Source organism: Janthinobacterium fluminis (assembly GCF_028595325.1).
Lineage (GTDB): Bacteria > Pseudomonadota > Gammaproteobacteria > Burkholderiales > Burkholderiaceae_D > Janthinobacterium > Janthinobacterium fluminis.
Genome location: NZ_JAQQXR010000015.1, coordinates 1 through 13824 on the forward strand (window position 1 = coordinate 1; position 13824 = coordinate 13824).

The 13824-nt window shown below is 64.1% G+C and carries 15 protein-coding genes; 11 read left to right on the forward strand and 4 right to left on the reverse strand.

Annotation, left to right across the window (positions count from 1 at the left end; all coding sequences use genetic code 11):
* Positions 1-214: 214 nt before the first annotated feature.
* The 3 genes from OIK44_RS23625 to OIK44_RS23635 are packed head-to-tail and all read right to left on the reverse strand — an operon-like array spanning position 215 to position 2727.
* On the reverse strand, positions 215-559 hold the full coding sequence (locus tag OIK44_RS23625) for a DUF1840 domain-containing protein (RefSeq protein ID WP_273674445.1): 345 nt from the start codon (positions 557-559) through the stop codon (positions 215-217).
* 55 nt (positions 560-614) lie between these two features.
* Entirely contained in the window at positions 615-1160 is a 546-nt protein-coding gene (locus OIK44_RS23630; RefSeq protein ID WP_273674446.1) for a hypothetical protein, read from the reverse strand.
* 52 nt (positions 1161-1212) lie between these two features.
* Positions 1213-2727 carry a YifB family Mg chelatase-like AAA ATPase gene (locus OIK44_RS23635; protein WP_273674447.1) on the reverse strand — a complete coding sequence of 505 codons (1515 nt, stop codon included), beginning with the start codon at positions 2725-2727 and terminating at the stop codon, positions 1213-1215.
* A gap of 246 nt (positions 2728-2973) precedes the next feature.
* Here OIK44_RS23635 and OIK44_RS23640 point away from each other — a divergent pair, with 246 nt between their 5' ends.
* From OIK44_RS23640 to OIK44_RS23650, 3 genes are read left to right on the forward strand one after another with little or no spacing between them, the layout of a single operon-like run.
* Positions 2974-3969, forward strand: a complete 996-nt coding sequence (locus OIK44_RS23640) for a polysaccharide deacetylase family protein (RefSeq protein ID WP_273674449.1) — start codon at positions 2974-2976, stop codon at positions 3967-3969.
* Positions 3966-4904 carry a GNAT family N-acetyltransferase gene (locus OIK44_RS23645; RefSeq protein WP_273674450.1) on the forward strand — a complete coding sequence of 313 codons (939 nt, stop codon included), beginning with the start codon at positions 3966-3968 and terminating at the stop codon, positions 4902-4904. The genes OIK44_RS23640 and OIK44_RS23645 overlap by 4 nt, the downstream gene beginning before the upstream one ends.
* A 12-nt stretch (positions 4905-4916) precedes the next feature.
* Positions 4917-5504, forward strand: coding sequence for a GNAT family N-acetyltransferase (locus tag OIK44_RS23650; protein WP_273674452.1), 588 nt, complete (start codon positions 4917-4919; stop codon positions 5502-5504).
* Here OIK44_RS23650 and OIK44_RS23655 read toward each other — a convergent pair.
* Positions 5499-5750: an accessory factor UbiK family protein gene (locus OIK44_RS23655; RefSeq protein WP_273674454.1), complete on the reverse strand. Its 252-nt coding sequence runs from the start codon at positions 5748-5750 to the stop codon at positions 5499-5501. The two genes, OIK44_RS23650 and OIK44_RS23655, sit on opposite strands and share 6 nt — an antisense overlap.
* Before the next feature lie 274 nt (positions 5751-6024).
* Here OIK44_RS23655 and OIK44_RS23660 point away from each other — a divergent pair, with 274 nt between their 5' ends.
* The 8 genes from OIK44_RS23660 to ptsP all read left to right on the forward strand — a co-directional run bounded on the left by OIK44_RS23660 (position 6025) and on the right by ptsP (position 13741).
* Positions 6025-6777, forward strand: a complete 753-nt coding sequence (locus OIK44_RS23660) for a TorF family putative porin (protein WP_273674455.1) — start codon at positions 6025-6027, stop codon at positions 6775-6777.
* Positions 6778-6788: 11 nt separating this feature from the next.
* Entirely contained in the window at positions 6789-7127 is a 339-nt protein-coding gene (locus OIK44_RS23665) for a P-II family nitrogen regulator (protein WP_273674457.1), read from the forward strand.
* 16 nt (positions 7128-7143) lie between these two features.
* Positions 7144-8676, forward strand: coding sequence for an ammonium transporter (locus tag OIK44_RS23670; protein WP_273674459.1), 1533 nt, complete (start codon positions 7144-7146; stop codon positions 8674-8676).
* A 183-nt stretch (positions 8677-8859) separates the two neighbouring features.
* Entirely contained in the window at positions 8860-10158 is a 1299-nt protein-coding gene (gene gshA, locus OIK44_RS23675; RefSeq protein WP_273674460.1) for a glutamate--cysteine ligase, read from the forward strand.
* A gap of 95 nt (positions 10159-10253) precedes the next feature.
* The gene (gshB, locus tag OIK44_RS23680; protein WP_273674461.1) at positions 10254-11198 is read left to right on the forward strand and encodes a glutathione synthase; all 945 of its coding nucleotides are present in this window, start codon (positions 10254-10256) and stop codon (positions 11196-11198) included.
* Position 11199: 1 nt separating this feature from the next.
* Entirely contained in the window at positions 11200-11607 is a 408-nt protein-coding gene (locus OIK44_RS23685; RefSeq protein ID WP_273674462.1) for a PTS sugar transporter subunit IIA, read from the forward strand.
* A 77-nt stretch (positions 11608-11684) separates the two neighbouring features.
* Positions 11685-11954, forward strand: a complete 270-nt coding sequence (locus OIK44_RS23690) for an HPr family phosphocarrier protein (protein WP_273674463.1) — start codon at positions 11685-11687, stop codon at positions 11952-11954.
* Between the two features lie 44 nt (positions 11955-11998).
* A complete protein-coding gene (ptsP, locus tag OIK44_RS23695; RefSeq protein WP_273674564.1) occupies positions 11999-13741 on the forward strand; it encodes a phosphoenolpyruvate--protein phosphotransferase in 1743 nt (580 codons plus the stop codon).
* The last annotated feature ends 83 nt before the right edge of the window (positions 13742-13824 follow it).

The window sequence follows — 13824 nt, forward strand, 5'->3', positions numbered from 1 at the left end:
GGACCGTGAAACAACTTTGCGCCGATGATAGTGCTGCAACCAGTGTGAAAGTAGGTTATCGTCAGGCTAGTTATATTAAAAAAGCCCAGCAGAGATGCTGGGCTTTTTTTCGTCTGGCGCTTTTGCGTGCTCCATGTCCAAAGCCGGGTGCCAAGGCAGGGGGCCAAGGCCGGGGTCAGACCCCTGAGTCCCGGGATCCGGCTGCTTCGGGGCTTTAGACGCCCCAGACGATATCTTTGCCCTCGGCTTTGGCCGAGCGTAGCATTTCCATTAGCGGAAAGGCGCGTGTGCCAAAATCTATCCGGCGCGCTTTGATTTGTTCCCTGAGCTCGTCATTCTCATCTTTTTCCTGCGCTGCGGCTTCCTGTTCGGCTTCCTGCTGCTGGCGCAGCCGGCTTTCAATGACTTCCCGTTCCAGCGTTGCCAGAGCCTCCGGCACCTCCGCCGCGGTGATGATGCCGCGCGCCGGACTCTTGTGCAGCAGGTCCAGGATGGGCTGGGCATGTTCCTGATACATCAGTACGTCAGGGGAGTACTTGGATTTAAATGAAATCAACATGGCTGCTTTCTTAAACTGTTACTCGTATTGAAACGATATCACGTCCACCCCTCACTCAGTTCAGTTTGACCGAGCTCATGAACATGTCGATGCTGTCGCGGTTGACGTGCTTTTCCTTGCCCAGCACGATGATTTGATAGATGCGCTTGTCCTGGGCCACAAAGCGGCCGACCAGCAGCATCGGCGTGCCGTTTTGCGTGCCATTCGCTTCAATTTCAATTGACGCTTTTTGGCTCGACGTGCTGCCGTTGCTGGTGGCCGTCGATGCATCCTTTTCATTTTTCACGGTGCCGCTGATATTTTTGACGAGCGCCGTCTTCATTGCCCGCAGCGCCGCTTGCGCCTTGGCCGCGTCGGCCATTTCGGCGCTGCCAACGGCAAACATGGTGCCGTCGATTTCGGCGGCCGTCATCGTCATGTCCACTTTCACGCCGTCCAGGTCGACCGCGCGGGTGAAGCTTGCCGGCTTGCCGGGGAATAGGGCGGTGTAGGGGGCGTCCGGGCTGCGGTAGTCGCGCCAGTCGAATTTTGGGCTGCAGGCACTGAAGACGCAGGCGGCGGCTAGCGTGCCGAGAATGGTGGGGATGGATTTATTTAGCATGGGCAAATGGTAGCAGCCGGGCAGATGCGAGGCAATCGCGCGAGCGCACACGTCAGCGCTCGCGCAGTGCGCGGCGGTATTGGATCGCCTCGCCGACGTGCGCCTGCGCAATCGACGGCGCGGCGGCGAGGTCGGCGATGGTGCGCGCCACCTTCAGCACGCGGTGGTAGGCGCGCGCCGACCAGCGCAGGCGCAGCATGGCGGTGCGCAGCAGTTGCTCGCCGGAATTGTCTAGGCGGCAATGCTGGTCGATTTCCCGCGCGCTCAGGTGCTGGTTGGCTTTGCCTTGGCGCGCCAGTTGCTGTTCGAATGCCAGGGCGACGCGTCGGGCGATGGTGGCCGAGCTTTCGCCGTCGCCCGCCGCGCTCAGCGTGGCGGGCGGCATGGCGGCCACTTCGATCTGCATGTCGATGCGGTCGAGCAAGGGCCCGGAGACGCGGCCCTGGTAGCGCTGCACGGCGTCCGGCGTGCAACGGCAGGTGTCGCTTTGCCCCCAGAAGCCGCAGGGGCAGGGGTTCATTGCCGCGATCAGCTGGAAGCGGGCGGGGAAGTCGGACTGGCATGCCGCGCGCGAAACGGTGATGTGGCCGGACTCCAGCGGCTGGCGCAACACTTCCAGCACGCGCCGGTCGAATTCGGGCAATTCGTCGAGGAACAGGATGCCGCAATGCGCCAGCGAAATCTCGCCCGGACGCGGCACGCTGCCGCCGCCGACCAGGGCGACGCCAGAGGCGGTGTGGTGGGGCGCGCGAAACGGCCGGCGCTTCCAGTTGGCGGCCGCGAAGCCGCCCGTCAGCGACTGCACGGCGGCCGACTCCAGCGCCTCCTCGTCCGTCATCGGCGGCAACAGGCCGCCGAAGCGCGCTGCCAGCATGGTTTTGCCGGCGCCCGGCGGGCCGATCAGGATGATGCTGTGGGCGCCGGCCGCCGCCACTTCGAGGGCGCGCTTGGCTTGCCGCTGGCCTTTCACGTCGGCGAAGTCGGGGTAGCAAAAGGTCGCCTCGGGTAGCGCGGCGCGGTGGCGTTGCAGGGCGGCGCCAGGGTCGAGGGCGGCGAAGTGGGCGCACACTTGTAACAGCGTGGCGGCGGGGAAGATGGCGGCCTCGGCGACCAGCGCCGCCTCGTCGGCGTTGGCCAGGGGCAGGATGAAGGCGCGCGGCTTGCCGTCGGCGCTGCGCTGCATCGCGAAGCTCATCGCCAGCGCGCCGCGGATCGGTCGCAACTGCCCCGACAGCGACAGTTCGCCGGCAAATTCGTATTGGTTCAGGCCGCCGCCGGGGATTTGCCCGGATGCGGCCAGGATGCCCAGGGCGATGGGCAGGTCGAAGCGCCCGGATTCCTTGGGCAGGTCGGCGGGCGCCAGGTTGACGGTGATGCGTCTGGCGGGCATGTCGAAGCCCGCGTTTTGCAGTGCCGCGCGGACGCGGTCGCGCGATTCCTTCACTTCGGTGTCCGGCAGGCCGACGATCGTGAAGGACGGCAAGCCGTTGGCCAGGTGGACTTCGACGCTGACTTCCGGTGCCTCCATGCCGGCCAGCGCGCGGCTTTTCAGAACGGCCAAGCTCATCATGTTCCCTTGCTGCGTGGAGTGAGGCGGTGCTGTCAGGCGCCCGCCGAAGACAGTTGTTGTCTGCCGGCATAACGATCCTGGCGGGGCGTGCTGCTGAAATCGTAAATGCTTACTGAAATACGACCTTGAGATGCGCCAAGACGTTGCGCCTGGACGCGGTGCCCGGGTGCGGCGCTTAGGCGGGGCGCAGTAGATCTGACTGTTCCGCTTGTGAGGCCGATTGACATCACATAGGATATTTTTATGCTCAATCATCCGGCGATCAAGGAGCTCAGCATGTTGGATGTGTTTTTTACCGTCGACGTCGAGATCTGGTGCGATGGCTGGAAAAATATTGACGCAAAATTTCCTGCCGCATATAGCCGATATATTCTTGGGCCGACGCCTGCTGGGGCATTCGGATTGCCCTACCAGTTGCAAGTCTTGAACGACCATAACCTGGCCGGTGTTTTCTTCATTGAACCCTTATTCTCGGCCCGTTTTGGCGCCCAGGCCCTGAGCGATATCGTCGGCATGGTGGCGGGCGCGGGACAGGAAGCGCAGTTGCATCTGCATACGGAATGGGTGGATGAGGCGCGCCGGCCCTTGCTGCCGGCGGCGTGCGGCAAGCGCCAGCACTTGCGCTATTTCTCGCGCGCCGAGCAAGCTATATTGATCGAGGCCGGCGTCGGCATGTTGCGCGATGCCGGCGCCACACAGATCAACGCCTTCCGCGCCGGTAATTTCGGTTTCAATCGCGATACCTTGCTGGCACTGGCGGACAACGGCCTTGCGTTCGACAGTAGTTACAACGCTTCCATACTCGGCCCGGACAGCGGCGTGATGCCGGGCGTGCCCATGACCGAGCCAGCCGCTTGCGACGGCGTGCACGAATATCCGATGCTGGTATTTAACGACGGCACGCGCGCGCTACGCCACGCCCAACTCACGTCCTGCTCGTCGGACGAAATCGAGGGATTGCTGTGGCAGGCACTGGAACAGCGCCGCAGCGCCTTCGTCTTGCTGTCGCACGGATTCGAGCTGCTCAACCTCGCCATGAACCGCGCCGACCCGGTCGTCGTCAAGCGCTTTCGCAAGCTGTGCGCGTTCCTCGACCGGAACCGCGACAGCTTCCGCGCGACGGGTTTCCATGGTTTGGCGCCGGCCAACGCCGCGCGCCAGCCGGCGCCGCTCGCCTCGCCCCGCTATCGGACCGGGCTGCGCATGATGCAGCAGGCTTACCGCAGAAGATACCGATGAGCCACTGGCAGTTCCTCCCCGTGCCGTTCAAGTTTCAGCTGAGCGACCTCACGCTGTTCAGCGTCTCGCTGCCGCTGCAGGTGCGCGCGGAGCGATTGCTCGACGACACGGCGCCGGTGCGGGTGCCGATGCCGCCGGTCGGCGAGCTGCTCGCGGGGAGCCAGGGATTTGTGATTCACGCCTTGCCGCTGGCCGAACCATCGCCGCCGGTGCGCCGCGCCGGGAATTACCTTTGCTATGTTCCGCAACAATACGAACACTGCTATATCGACCTGGGCATCGGCTTCGAGCGCTACCAGGGCAAGTTCTCCGCCAAAACGCGCGCGACCATCCTGCGCAAGGTACGCAAGTATGCCGAGCATTGCGGCGGCGCGATTGCGTGGCAGACTTTCCGCACACCGGACGAGCTGGCGCGCTTCTTCCGGCTGGCCGGAACCCTGTCGAAAACCACTTACCAGGAGCGCCTGCTGGATGCCGGCTTGCCCGATTCGGACAAGTTCCGGCAGCAGGCGCTGGTGCTGGCGGGCCAGGACCGCTTGCGGGCATACCTGTTGTATAGCGGCGAGCGGCCGGTCGCGTACTTGTTTTGCCCGGTGGAGGACGAGGTGCTCAGCTATGCGTATGTCGGCTACGATCCCGCCTATATACACCTCTCGGTCGGCACGGTGCTGCAGTGGCTGGCAATCGAGCAGTTGTTTGGCGAGGCGCGCTTCCGCTATTTCGATTTTACCGAGGGCCAGTCCGAGCACAAGCGGCTGTTCGCCACCGACCGGCGGCTGTGCGGCAAGGTGTTCCTGGTCAAGCGTTCGCTGCGCAACTGCGCCGTGATTCACTGTCACCGCATGATGAACCGCCTGTCGAGCTGGCTGGGCGCGGCAATGGCGCGGCTGGGCCTGAAGGCCCGCGTCAAGCGCGTGCTCCGCTTCGTCCGCTAAGGGAGCGCCCCTTTGAAAGCATGGTTGAAAATCATCGCGCGCGCCATGTTGGGAGAGTATTCCGCCTATTACGTCTTGTCACGCGGACAGGACGACGGCGCTGCGGCGCGGCCGCCGCAAGCGCAGCATTACCGTGTCGCGCTGGTCGATCAAGCCGCCATTCGCCGCTGTCCAGACGCGCTGATGCGGGAACAGGCTGCTTATGCGGGGGACGGCGCACTGGCCTATGCCTGCCTGTGCGGGGAGCGCATCGTCGGCCTGTGTTTTTACTGGCATGGCGCGCGCTACGCGACGCGTAATTTCTGGCCATTAAAAAATGCCGAGGCAAAGCTGGTGCAGATCATTTGTTCGCCCGATATGCGCGGCAAGAAGGTGGCCGCCACCCTGATCGCGGCCTCCTGCGCCGACGTGATGCGGCGCGGATTCCAGCGTGCTTACGCGCGCGTGTGGCATTCCAATGCGCCATCGCTGCGCGCCTTTGCCGGTGCCGGCTGGACGCGCCGCGCCTTGCTCATCGAAGTCCATCCCTTCGGCCGCAAACGGCCGCTGCGCTTCCGCTTTGCCGGACGGATGCTGGCGCGCCCGGCGCCGGAATTATGATGGCTGGGCGGGATTGAGGCGCGCTTCCAGTTCCGCCACGCGCGCTTCCAGCGCGTCGAGCTTGCTGCGGGTCTTGGCCAGCACCTGCGCCTGTATGTCGAATTCCTCGCGGGTGACCAGGTCGAGCTTGGAGAAACCCTGGGTCATCATCGACTTGACGTTCTTCTCGATATCCTTGGCCGGGGAATTTTCTATCGCTTGGTTGATCTTGCTCTGTAAGTCGGTGAAAAAATTGTTCATATCCATGTGTATCCTTTGTGGCACAGGCCAACGCATTGCACCATTGCAGTGCGCCTGCTGGCGTTAATATGGTGCGAGTCTGAGCAAATTAATAACTCTTCGCCCGTCCGAATTCGCCGCGGCTGCCGAAATTGGGGCATATCTGGATTGACATGCCAATGTTGGGGCAGGCGGTACTAGCTGGCACGCATTCTGCTAATCAGTTATCAACAGCATGTTGAGCTTCAACCCAGATTTTAAACCCCAACCGCTATTTAAGTTCAATCAAAAGGATATCGCCATGAAAAACCTGAGCACGAACCTGACTGTGGCTGCAGCGTTGGCCCTGGCCCTGGCTTCTTACGGCAGCGCGGTCCAGGCGGAGGAGGCGGCGGCCGCCGCGAAACCGGAGCATGAAGTCAGCTACAACCTGGCCTTGACGAGCGATTACCGGTATCGCGGTTTGTCGCAAAGCCGCTTGGACCCGGCCTTGCAGGGCGGCGCCGACTACGTCAACAATCCAACCGGTCTGTATGCCGGCGTGTGGGCGTCGACGATCAAATGGACCAAGGATCTGGGCGGCAAAGGCAGTGTCGAGATCGACGTCTACGCCGGCAAGCGCGGCGAGATCACCAAGGCCATCAGCTACGACGTCGGCGGCCTGTACTACATCTATCCGTCGAACGGCCTGAGTCCGAACGCCAACACCTTCGAGTTGTACGGCCAGCTCGGCTACGGTCCCTTGTACGTGAAATATTCGCATGCGACGAGCAATCTGTTCGGCGCCGCCGACAGCAAGCGCAGCGGCTATTTCGACGTCGGCTTCAACTATGACGTCTACGAGGGCTATATGTTGAATCTGCATGCCGGCCGCCAGAACGTCAAGAACAACGGCGCGCTCAGCTATAGCGACTACAAAATCGGCGTGAGCAAGGATTTCGGCATCGTCACCGTCGCGCTGGCCGCGGTCAAGGCCGACATCGTGGCGCTGGCGCCGAATGGCAAGAACACGGCGAAAACGGGTCTGGTCCTGACCGTTTCCAAAACCTTTTAAGCGAGGCCAGCATGAAAATGATCACCGCCATTATTAAGCCGTTCAAGCTCGACGAGGTGCGCGAAGCCTTGTCCGCCATCAATGTGCAAGGCATCACCGTCACGGAAGTGAAGGGTTTCGGCCGGCAAAAAGGCCACACCGAGCTGTACCGCGGCGCCGAATACGTCGTCGACTTTTTGCCGAAGACCAAGATCGAGGTGGCCGTGGACGATGCCATCGTCGACCAGGCGATCGAGGCGATCGAGGGCGCGGCGCGCACCGGCAAGATCGGCGACGGCAAAGTCTTCGTTTACAACCTGGAACAAGTCATACGTATCCGCACCGGCGAAACCGGTAACGAAGCACTCTGAGGCAAGGGGAATATAGATGAATAAAAATATAACAAAGTGTTTGCTCGGACTGCTCGTTTTGTTCGCTTGCAGTGTCGCCACGCCGGGTTTTGCCGCCGATGAGGGCGCCGCTCCCGCTGCGCCCGCCGCCACCGTGGTCGCGCCGGCCCCCGTCGTTGTCGTCGCGCCCGCGGCGGCCGCGCCCGCCGCCGCCGCGCCCGCCGCGCCCGCCGCCGCGCCGGCGCCGAACAAGGGCGACACGGCCTGGATGATGGTGGCCACGCTGCTGGTCATCCTGATGACGATCCCCGGCCTGGCGCTGTTCTACGGCGGCCTGGTGCGCTCGAAAAACATGTTGTCGATCCTGTTGCAAGTGTTCATGATCTTCGCCGTCATTATCGTCCTCTGGTGCCTGTACGGTTACTCGCTGGCGTTCACCGAGGGCAGCGCTGTCTATGGCAAGTTCGACCGCCTGTTCCTGAACGGCATCTGGGATCCGGCCAAGGCCAGCTTCGCCACCGCCGCCACCTTCAGCAAGGGCGTGGTGCTTCCCGAATTCGTGTTTGTCGCCTTCCAGGGCACCTTCGCCGCCATCACCTGCGGCTTGATCGTCGGCGCCTTCGCCGAGCGCGCCAAGTTCACCGCCGTGCTGGCCTTCGTCGTGCTGTGGTTCACCTTCTCCTACTTGCCGATCGCCCACATGGTCTGGTTCTGGACCGGCCCCGACGCGATCAAGGACGCCGCCACGCTGGCCGCCGAAACGGCCAAAGCCGGCTGGATCTGGCAAAAAGGCGCGCTCGACTTCGCCGGCGGCACCGTGGTGCACATCAACGCCGCCGTGGCCGGCCTGGTCGGCGCCGTCATGATCGGCAAGCGCGTCGGTTACGGCCGCGAATCGATGGCGCCGCACTCGCTGACGATGACGATGGTCGGCGCCTCGCTGCTGTGGGTGGGCTGGTTCGGCTTCAACGCCGGCTCGGCGCTGGAAGCGGGCGACGTCGCCGCGCTGGCCTTCATCAACACCCTGCTGGCGACGGCCACGGCGACCGTGTCGTGGGTGTTCGGCGAGTGGATCGCCAAGGGCAAGCCGTCGATGCTGGGCGGCGCTTCCGGTGCCGTCGCCGGCCTGGTGGCCATCACGCCGGCCTGCGGTTACGTCGGCCCGATGGGCGCTTTGTTCATCGGCTTGCTCGCTGGTATTATTTGCCTGTGGGGTGTGAATGGTTTGAAACGCCTGATCGGCGCCGACGACTCGCTGGACGTGTTCGGCGTGCACGGCGTGGGCGGCATCCTGGGTGCCTTGCTGACCGGCGTGTTCGCCGCGCCGCAACTGGGCGGCCAGGGCATCTTCGACTATGTCGCCAACAAGATGTCGGCCGATGCCTATTCGATCGCCGGCCAGGTGTGGGTACAGGCGCAGGCCGTCGGCACGACGATCATCTGGTCGGCGCTGGTGTCGGTGCTCGCCTATAAGCTCGTGGATGTCGTCATCGGCCTGCGCGTGCCGGAGGAGGAAGAGCGCGAGGGCCTGGACATCAGCAGCCACGGCGAATCCGCCTACCATTCCTGAGCATCGCTGCCGCAGCCGCCCGCCGCGCGCGGGCGGCCCGAAGGGCGCCCCACGCGGGCGCCTTTTTGCATTGGAGGACTTTAAAACAAGGGTTTTGCCCCGATTTGGGGTACTTGCACGGTAATATAGACAGTTCTATGTGCCTACGGCTTCGATTCCGGCACATAATTTAAGGATGTAACCATGGTTCCCCACCTCGTCACGGCCCTGACCGGACCGCTGCTCGACCTCGAAAAGAAAATCCTGGCCGCCACGCCAGCCATTGAGCGCTGGTTCCGCATGGAGTGGCAAGAGCACACGCCGCCGTTTTATTGCTCCGTAGACTTGCGCAACGCCGGCTACAAGCTGGCGCCGGTCGACACGAATCTGTTCCCCGGCGGCTTCAACAACCTGGCCACGGAAATGCTGCCGCTGTCGGTGCAGGCCGCGATGGCCGCGATCGACAAATATTGCCCGGACGCCCGCAACCTGTTGATGATTCCGGAGAGCCACACGCGCAATCCCTATTATCTGCAAAACGTCGCCCGCCTGATGCAAATCTTCCGCCAGACGGGGCTGCATGTGCGCCTGGGCACGCTGGACCCGGAAATCACCCAGCCGACGCCGCTGGCCCTGCCGGACGGCAATATGCTGGTGGTCGAGCCGCTGGTGCGCCTGAACAACGGCCGGCGCCTGGGCTTGAAGGATTTCGACCCGTGCACGATCTTGCTGAACAACGACTTGTCGGCCGGCATCCCGGACATTTTGCAAAACATCCACGAGCAAAGCCTGTTGCCGCCGCTGCACGCCGGCTGGGCGCTGCGGCGCAAGAGCAACCATTTCGCCGCCTATGACGAGGTGGCGAAGAAATTCGGCAAGATGATCGACGTCGACCCGTGGATGCTGAACCCCTTCCACAGCAAATGCAGCGACATCAATTTCCAGGAGGGCGAGGGCGAGGATTGCCTGGCCGCCAATGTCGACGTGCTGCTGGCGAAGATACGCAAGAAGTACAAGGAATACGGCATCAAGGAAAAGCCCTTCGTCATCGTCAAGCCGGACGCCGGCACCTACGGCATGGGCATCATGACGGTCAAGGATGCCAGCGAGGTGCGCGACCTGACGCGCAAGCAGCGCAACAAGATGTCCGTCATCAAGGACGGCAAGGTCGTCACCGACGTCATCATCCAGGAGGGCGTGCCGACCTTCGAGAGCATCAAGGAGGCGGTGGCCGAGCCGGTCGTCTACATGATAGACCGCTATGTCGTCGGCGGCTTCTACCGCGTGCACGCCGAGCGCGGCGTCGACCAGAACCTGAACGCGCCCGGTTCGCAGTTCGTGCCCCTGGCCTTCGCCCAGCAGCACGCCGTGCCGGACTTGAAGGCCAAGCCGGGCACCGCCGCGCCGAACCGCTTCTACGTGTATGGCGTCGTGGCGCGGCTGGCGCTGCTGGCCGCCTCGCTGGAGATGGAGCGCACGGACCCGAATCCGGAGGTGTACTGAGGCGGCGGCGCGGCGCCGGCCCCCCGGCCCGGCGCCGCGCCACTCCGTCCGGCAATCTCGGCTAGAATCAAGCATTACCTCATTTGGACTCGACCATGAAAATCGCCTTCCTTGCCGATCCGCTGGCAAGCTTCAAGATTTACAAAGACACGACCTATGCGATGATGGTCGAGGCGGCCCGCCGCGGCCACGAACTTTACGCCTTCGAGCAAAAGGACATGGCGCTCGACGAGGGCGTGGTCAGCGCCAGCGCGGCCCGCATCACCTTGACCGGCGACGCCCACGACTGGTTCCGCGCCGCGCCGCGCCACGAGACGCCGCTGGGCGATTTCGACGCCGTCATCGAGCGAAAAGACCCGCCCTTCGACATGGAGTACGTCTACGGCACCTATCTGCTGGAGCTGGCCGAGAAGCAGGGCGTGCGCGTGCTGAACAAGCCGTCGGCGATCCGCGACAACAACGAGAAGCTGGCCATCGCGCAGTTTTCCCATTTCACCGCGCCGACCCTGGTGACGTCCAGCGAGGCGCGCCTGCGCGCCTTCCACGCGCGCCATCAGGACGTCATCTTCAAGCCGCTCGACGGCATGGGCGGCGCCGGCATCTTCCGCGTCAAGTCCGACGGGCTGAACCTGGGCGCGATCATCGAGACGCTGAGCGACAACGGCGCCCGCACCATCATGGCGCAGCGCTTCATCCCCGCCATCGACAAGGGCGACAAGCGCATCCTCGTCATCGGCGGCAAGCCGGTGCCGTTCGCGCTGGCGCGCATTCCGCAGGCCGGCGAGGTGCGCGGCAACCTGGCCGCCGGCGGCACCGGCGTGGCCCAGCCGCTGACGGCGCGCGACCGCGAGATCGCCGAGTCGCTGGGGCCGATTCTGGCCGCGCGCGGCCTGATGCTGGTAGGATTGGACGTGATCGGCGACTTCCTCACCGAAGTCAACGTCACCAGCCCGACCTGCTTCCAGGAGATCATGCAGCAAACCGGTTTCGACGTCGCGGCGATGTTCATCGACGCCGTCGAGCAGGGCGTGGCGGCTTGATATGGTCGGCATACTGTTGCTGACGCACGCGCCGCTGGGCCAGGCCTTCGTGGCCGCCTGCGCCCACGTGTTCCGCGGCCCGACCGAGCGCCTGGAGGCGATCGACGTGGCCGCCGACCAGGACCTGGCCGAGGTGCAGGCGCTGGCGCTGCAAGCCATCGCGCGCCTGAACGACGGCTCCGGCGTGCTGGTGATCACCGACGTGAAGGGCGGCACGCCGGCCAATTGCTGCAACAAGCTGCATGACGAGGGCCGGGTCGAGGTCATCGCCGGCATCAGCCTGCCGATGCTGCTGCGCGCGATCACCTACCGCCGCGACAGCCTCGACGTCGTCGTCGAGATGGCGCTGGCGGGCGCGCAAAGCGGCGCGGTGCGGGTCGACAACCGCATCCGCGTCGGCGAGAATTAGAGCATGACAGTGGCCGCCGCCGGAGACGGCGGCGGTGTGACGTAGCGCCTTATTACTGCGATTGAGACAATATAAAAATGATTCAACAAGAACTCGAAATCATCAACAAGCTGGGTCTGCACGCGCGCGCATCGGCCAAGTTCACCCAGCTCGCCGCCAAGTTCCAGAGCGACGTCTGGCTCAGCCGCAACGCGCGCCGCATCAACGCCAAGTCCATCATGGGCGTGATGATGCTGGCCGCCGGCAAAGGCGCCAAGGTGACGCTGGAGGCGGAGGGCGCGGACGAGGGCGATTGCATCGCCGCCCTGACCGCGCTGATCAATGACAGGTTTGGCGAAGGCGAGTAATGCTGTCCGAACGCAGCCATACCCGCATCCCGACAGGTCCCGCGATGGCTTCCTTCACGCTGCACGGCATTCCCGTCTCGCGCGGCATCGCCATCGGCCGCGCCCACCTGCTGGCGCCGGCCGCGCTCGACGTCAAGCATTACCTGATCGCCGAGGAGCACCTGGAGGCGGAGGTGCAGCGCCTGCAGCACGCGCTGGCGGCCGTGCACAAGGAATTGCAGACGCTGTGGAACGAGTTGCCGAAGGACGCGCCCACCGAGCTGGGCGCCTTCATCGACGTGCATGCGCTGATCCTGTCCGATCCGCTGATTTCCGAGGCGCCGCTGGACATCATCCGCTCGCGCCACTACAACGCCGAATGGGCGCTGCTGACCCAGATCGACGAGCTGTCGGCCCAGTTCGACGAAATCGAAGACCCCTACCTGCGCGAGCGCAAGGCCGACATCGAGCAGGTTGCCGAGCGCGTCCTCAAGGTGCTGCTGGGCAGCGAGCCGCTGCTGTCGAAGAGCGGCGGCGGCGACCAGCTGCTGGCGCAGATGATCGTCGTGGCCCACGACATCTCGCCGGCCGACATGCTGCAGTTCCGCGACCGCTCCTTCATCGGTTTCGTCACCGACGTGGGCGGCCAGAACTCGCACACGGCCATCGTCGCGCGCAGCCTCGACATTCCGGCCGCCGTCGGCATGTCGCAGGCCTCGACCCTGATCGAGCAGGACGACTGGCTGATCATCGACGGCGACGCCGGCGTCGTCATCGCCAATCCCAGCGTGCTGGTGCTGGAGCAGTACCGCGAGCGCCAGGGCGCGATGCAGCGCGCCCGCAAGAAGCTCAACAAGCTGAAGAAAACCCCGGCCGTGACCAAGTGCGGCACGCCGATCACGCTGCTGGCCAACATCGAATTGCCGGACGACTGCGCGTTCGCCATGGAGGCCGGCGCCAGCGGCATCGGCCTGTTCCGCTCGGAATTCCTGTTCATGGGGCGCGGCCACAAGATCCCGTCCGAGGACGAGCAGTTCGAGGCTTACCGCCGGACGGTGGTGTCGATGAAGGGGCGGCCGGTGACGATACGCACGCTCGACATCGGCGCCGACAAGCCGCTCGACCAGTCCGACCACACGGCGCTGAACCCGGCGCTGGGCCTGCGGGCGATCCGCTATTGCCTGGCCGAGCCGCAGATCTTCCTGACCCAGTTGCGGGCGATCCTGCGCGCCTCGGCCTTCGGCAAGGTGCGCATCCTGATCCCGATGCTGGCGCACGCCTTCGAGATCGACCAGTCGCTGGCGATGATCGCCCAGGCCAAGGCCGAGCTGCGCGACGCCGGCATCGCCTACGACCAGGCGGTCGAGGTGGGCGCGATGATCGAGATCCCGGCGGCCGCGCTGGCCCTGCCGATGTTCGTCAAGCGCATGGACTTCCTGTCGATCGGCACCAACGACCTGATCCAGTACACGCTGGCCATCGACCGCGTCGACTACGAGGTGGCGCACCTGTACAACCCGCTGCATCCGGCCGTGCTGCAACTGATCGCGATGACCATCACGGCGGGGCACAAGGCCGGCATCGACGTCGCCGTCTGCGGCGAGATGGCGGGCGACGTCAAGCTGACGCGCCTGCTGCTGGGCATGGGCTTGCGGGAATTCTCCATGCATCCGGCCCAGCTGCTGGCCGTCAAGCAGGAGATCCTCAACAGCGACCTGGGCCTGATTGCCCCGCAAACGCGGAAAATTTTGCGCTCGATGGAGCCAAATGTCATTGCCGAGGCCGTTGCGCAGTTGCAGGTGATGTAAGATTGTCACGCGGAGCCCGGCCCCGGGCTCCGCCGCTGTGTTCCGCGCCTTCTTTTACTGCTTTTTTTACGCATACAAACCAC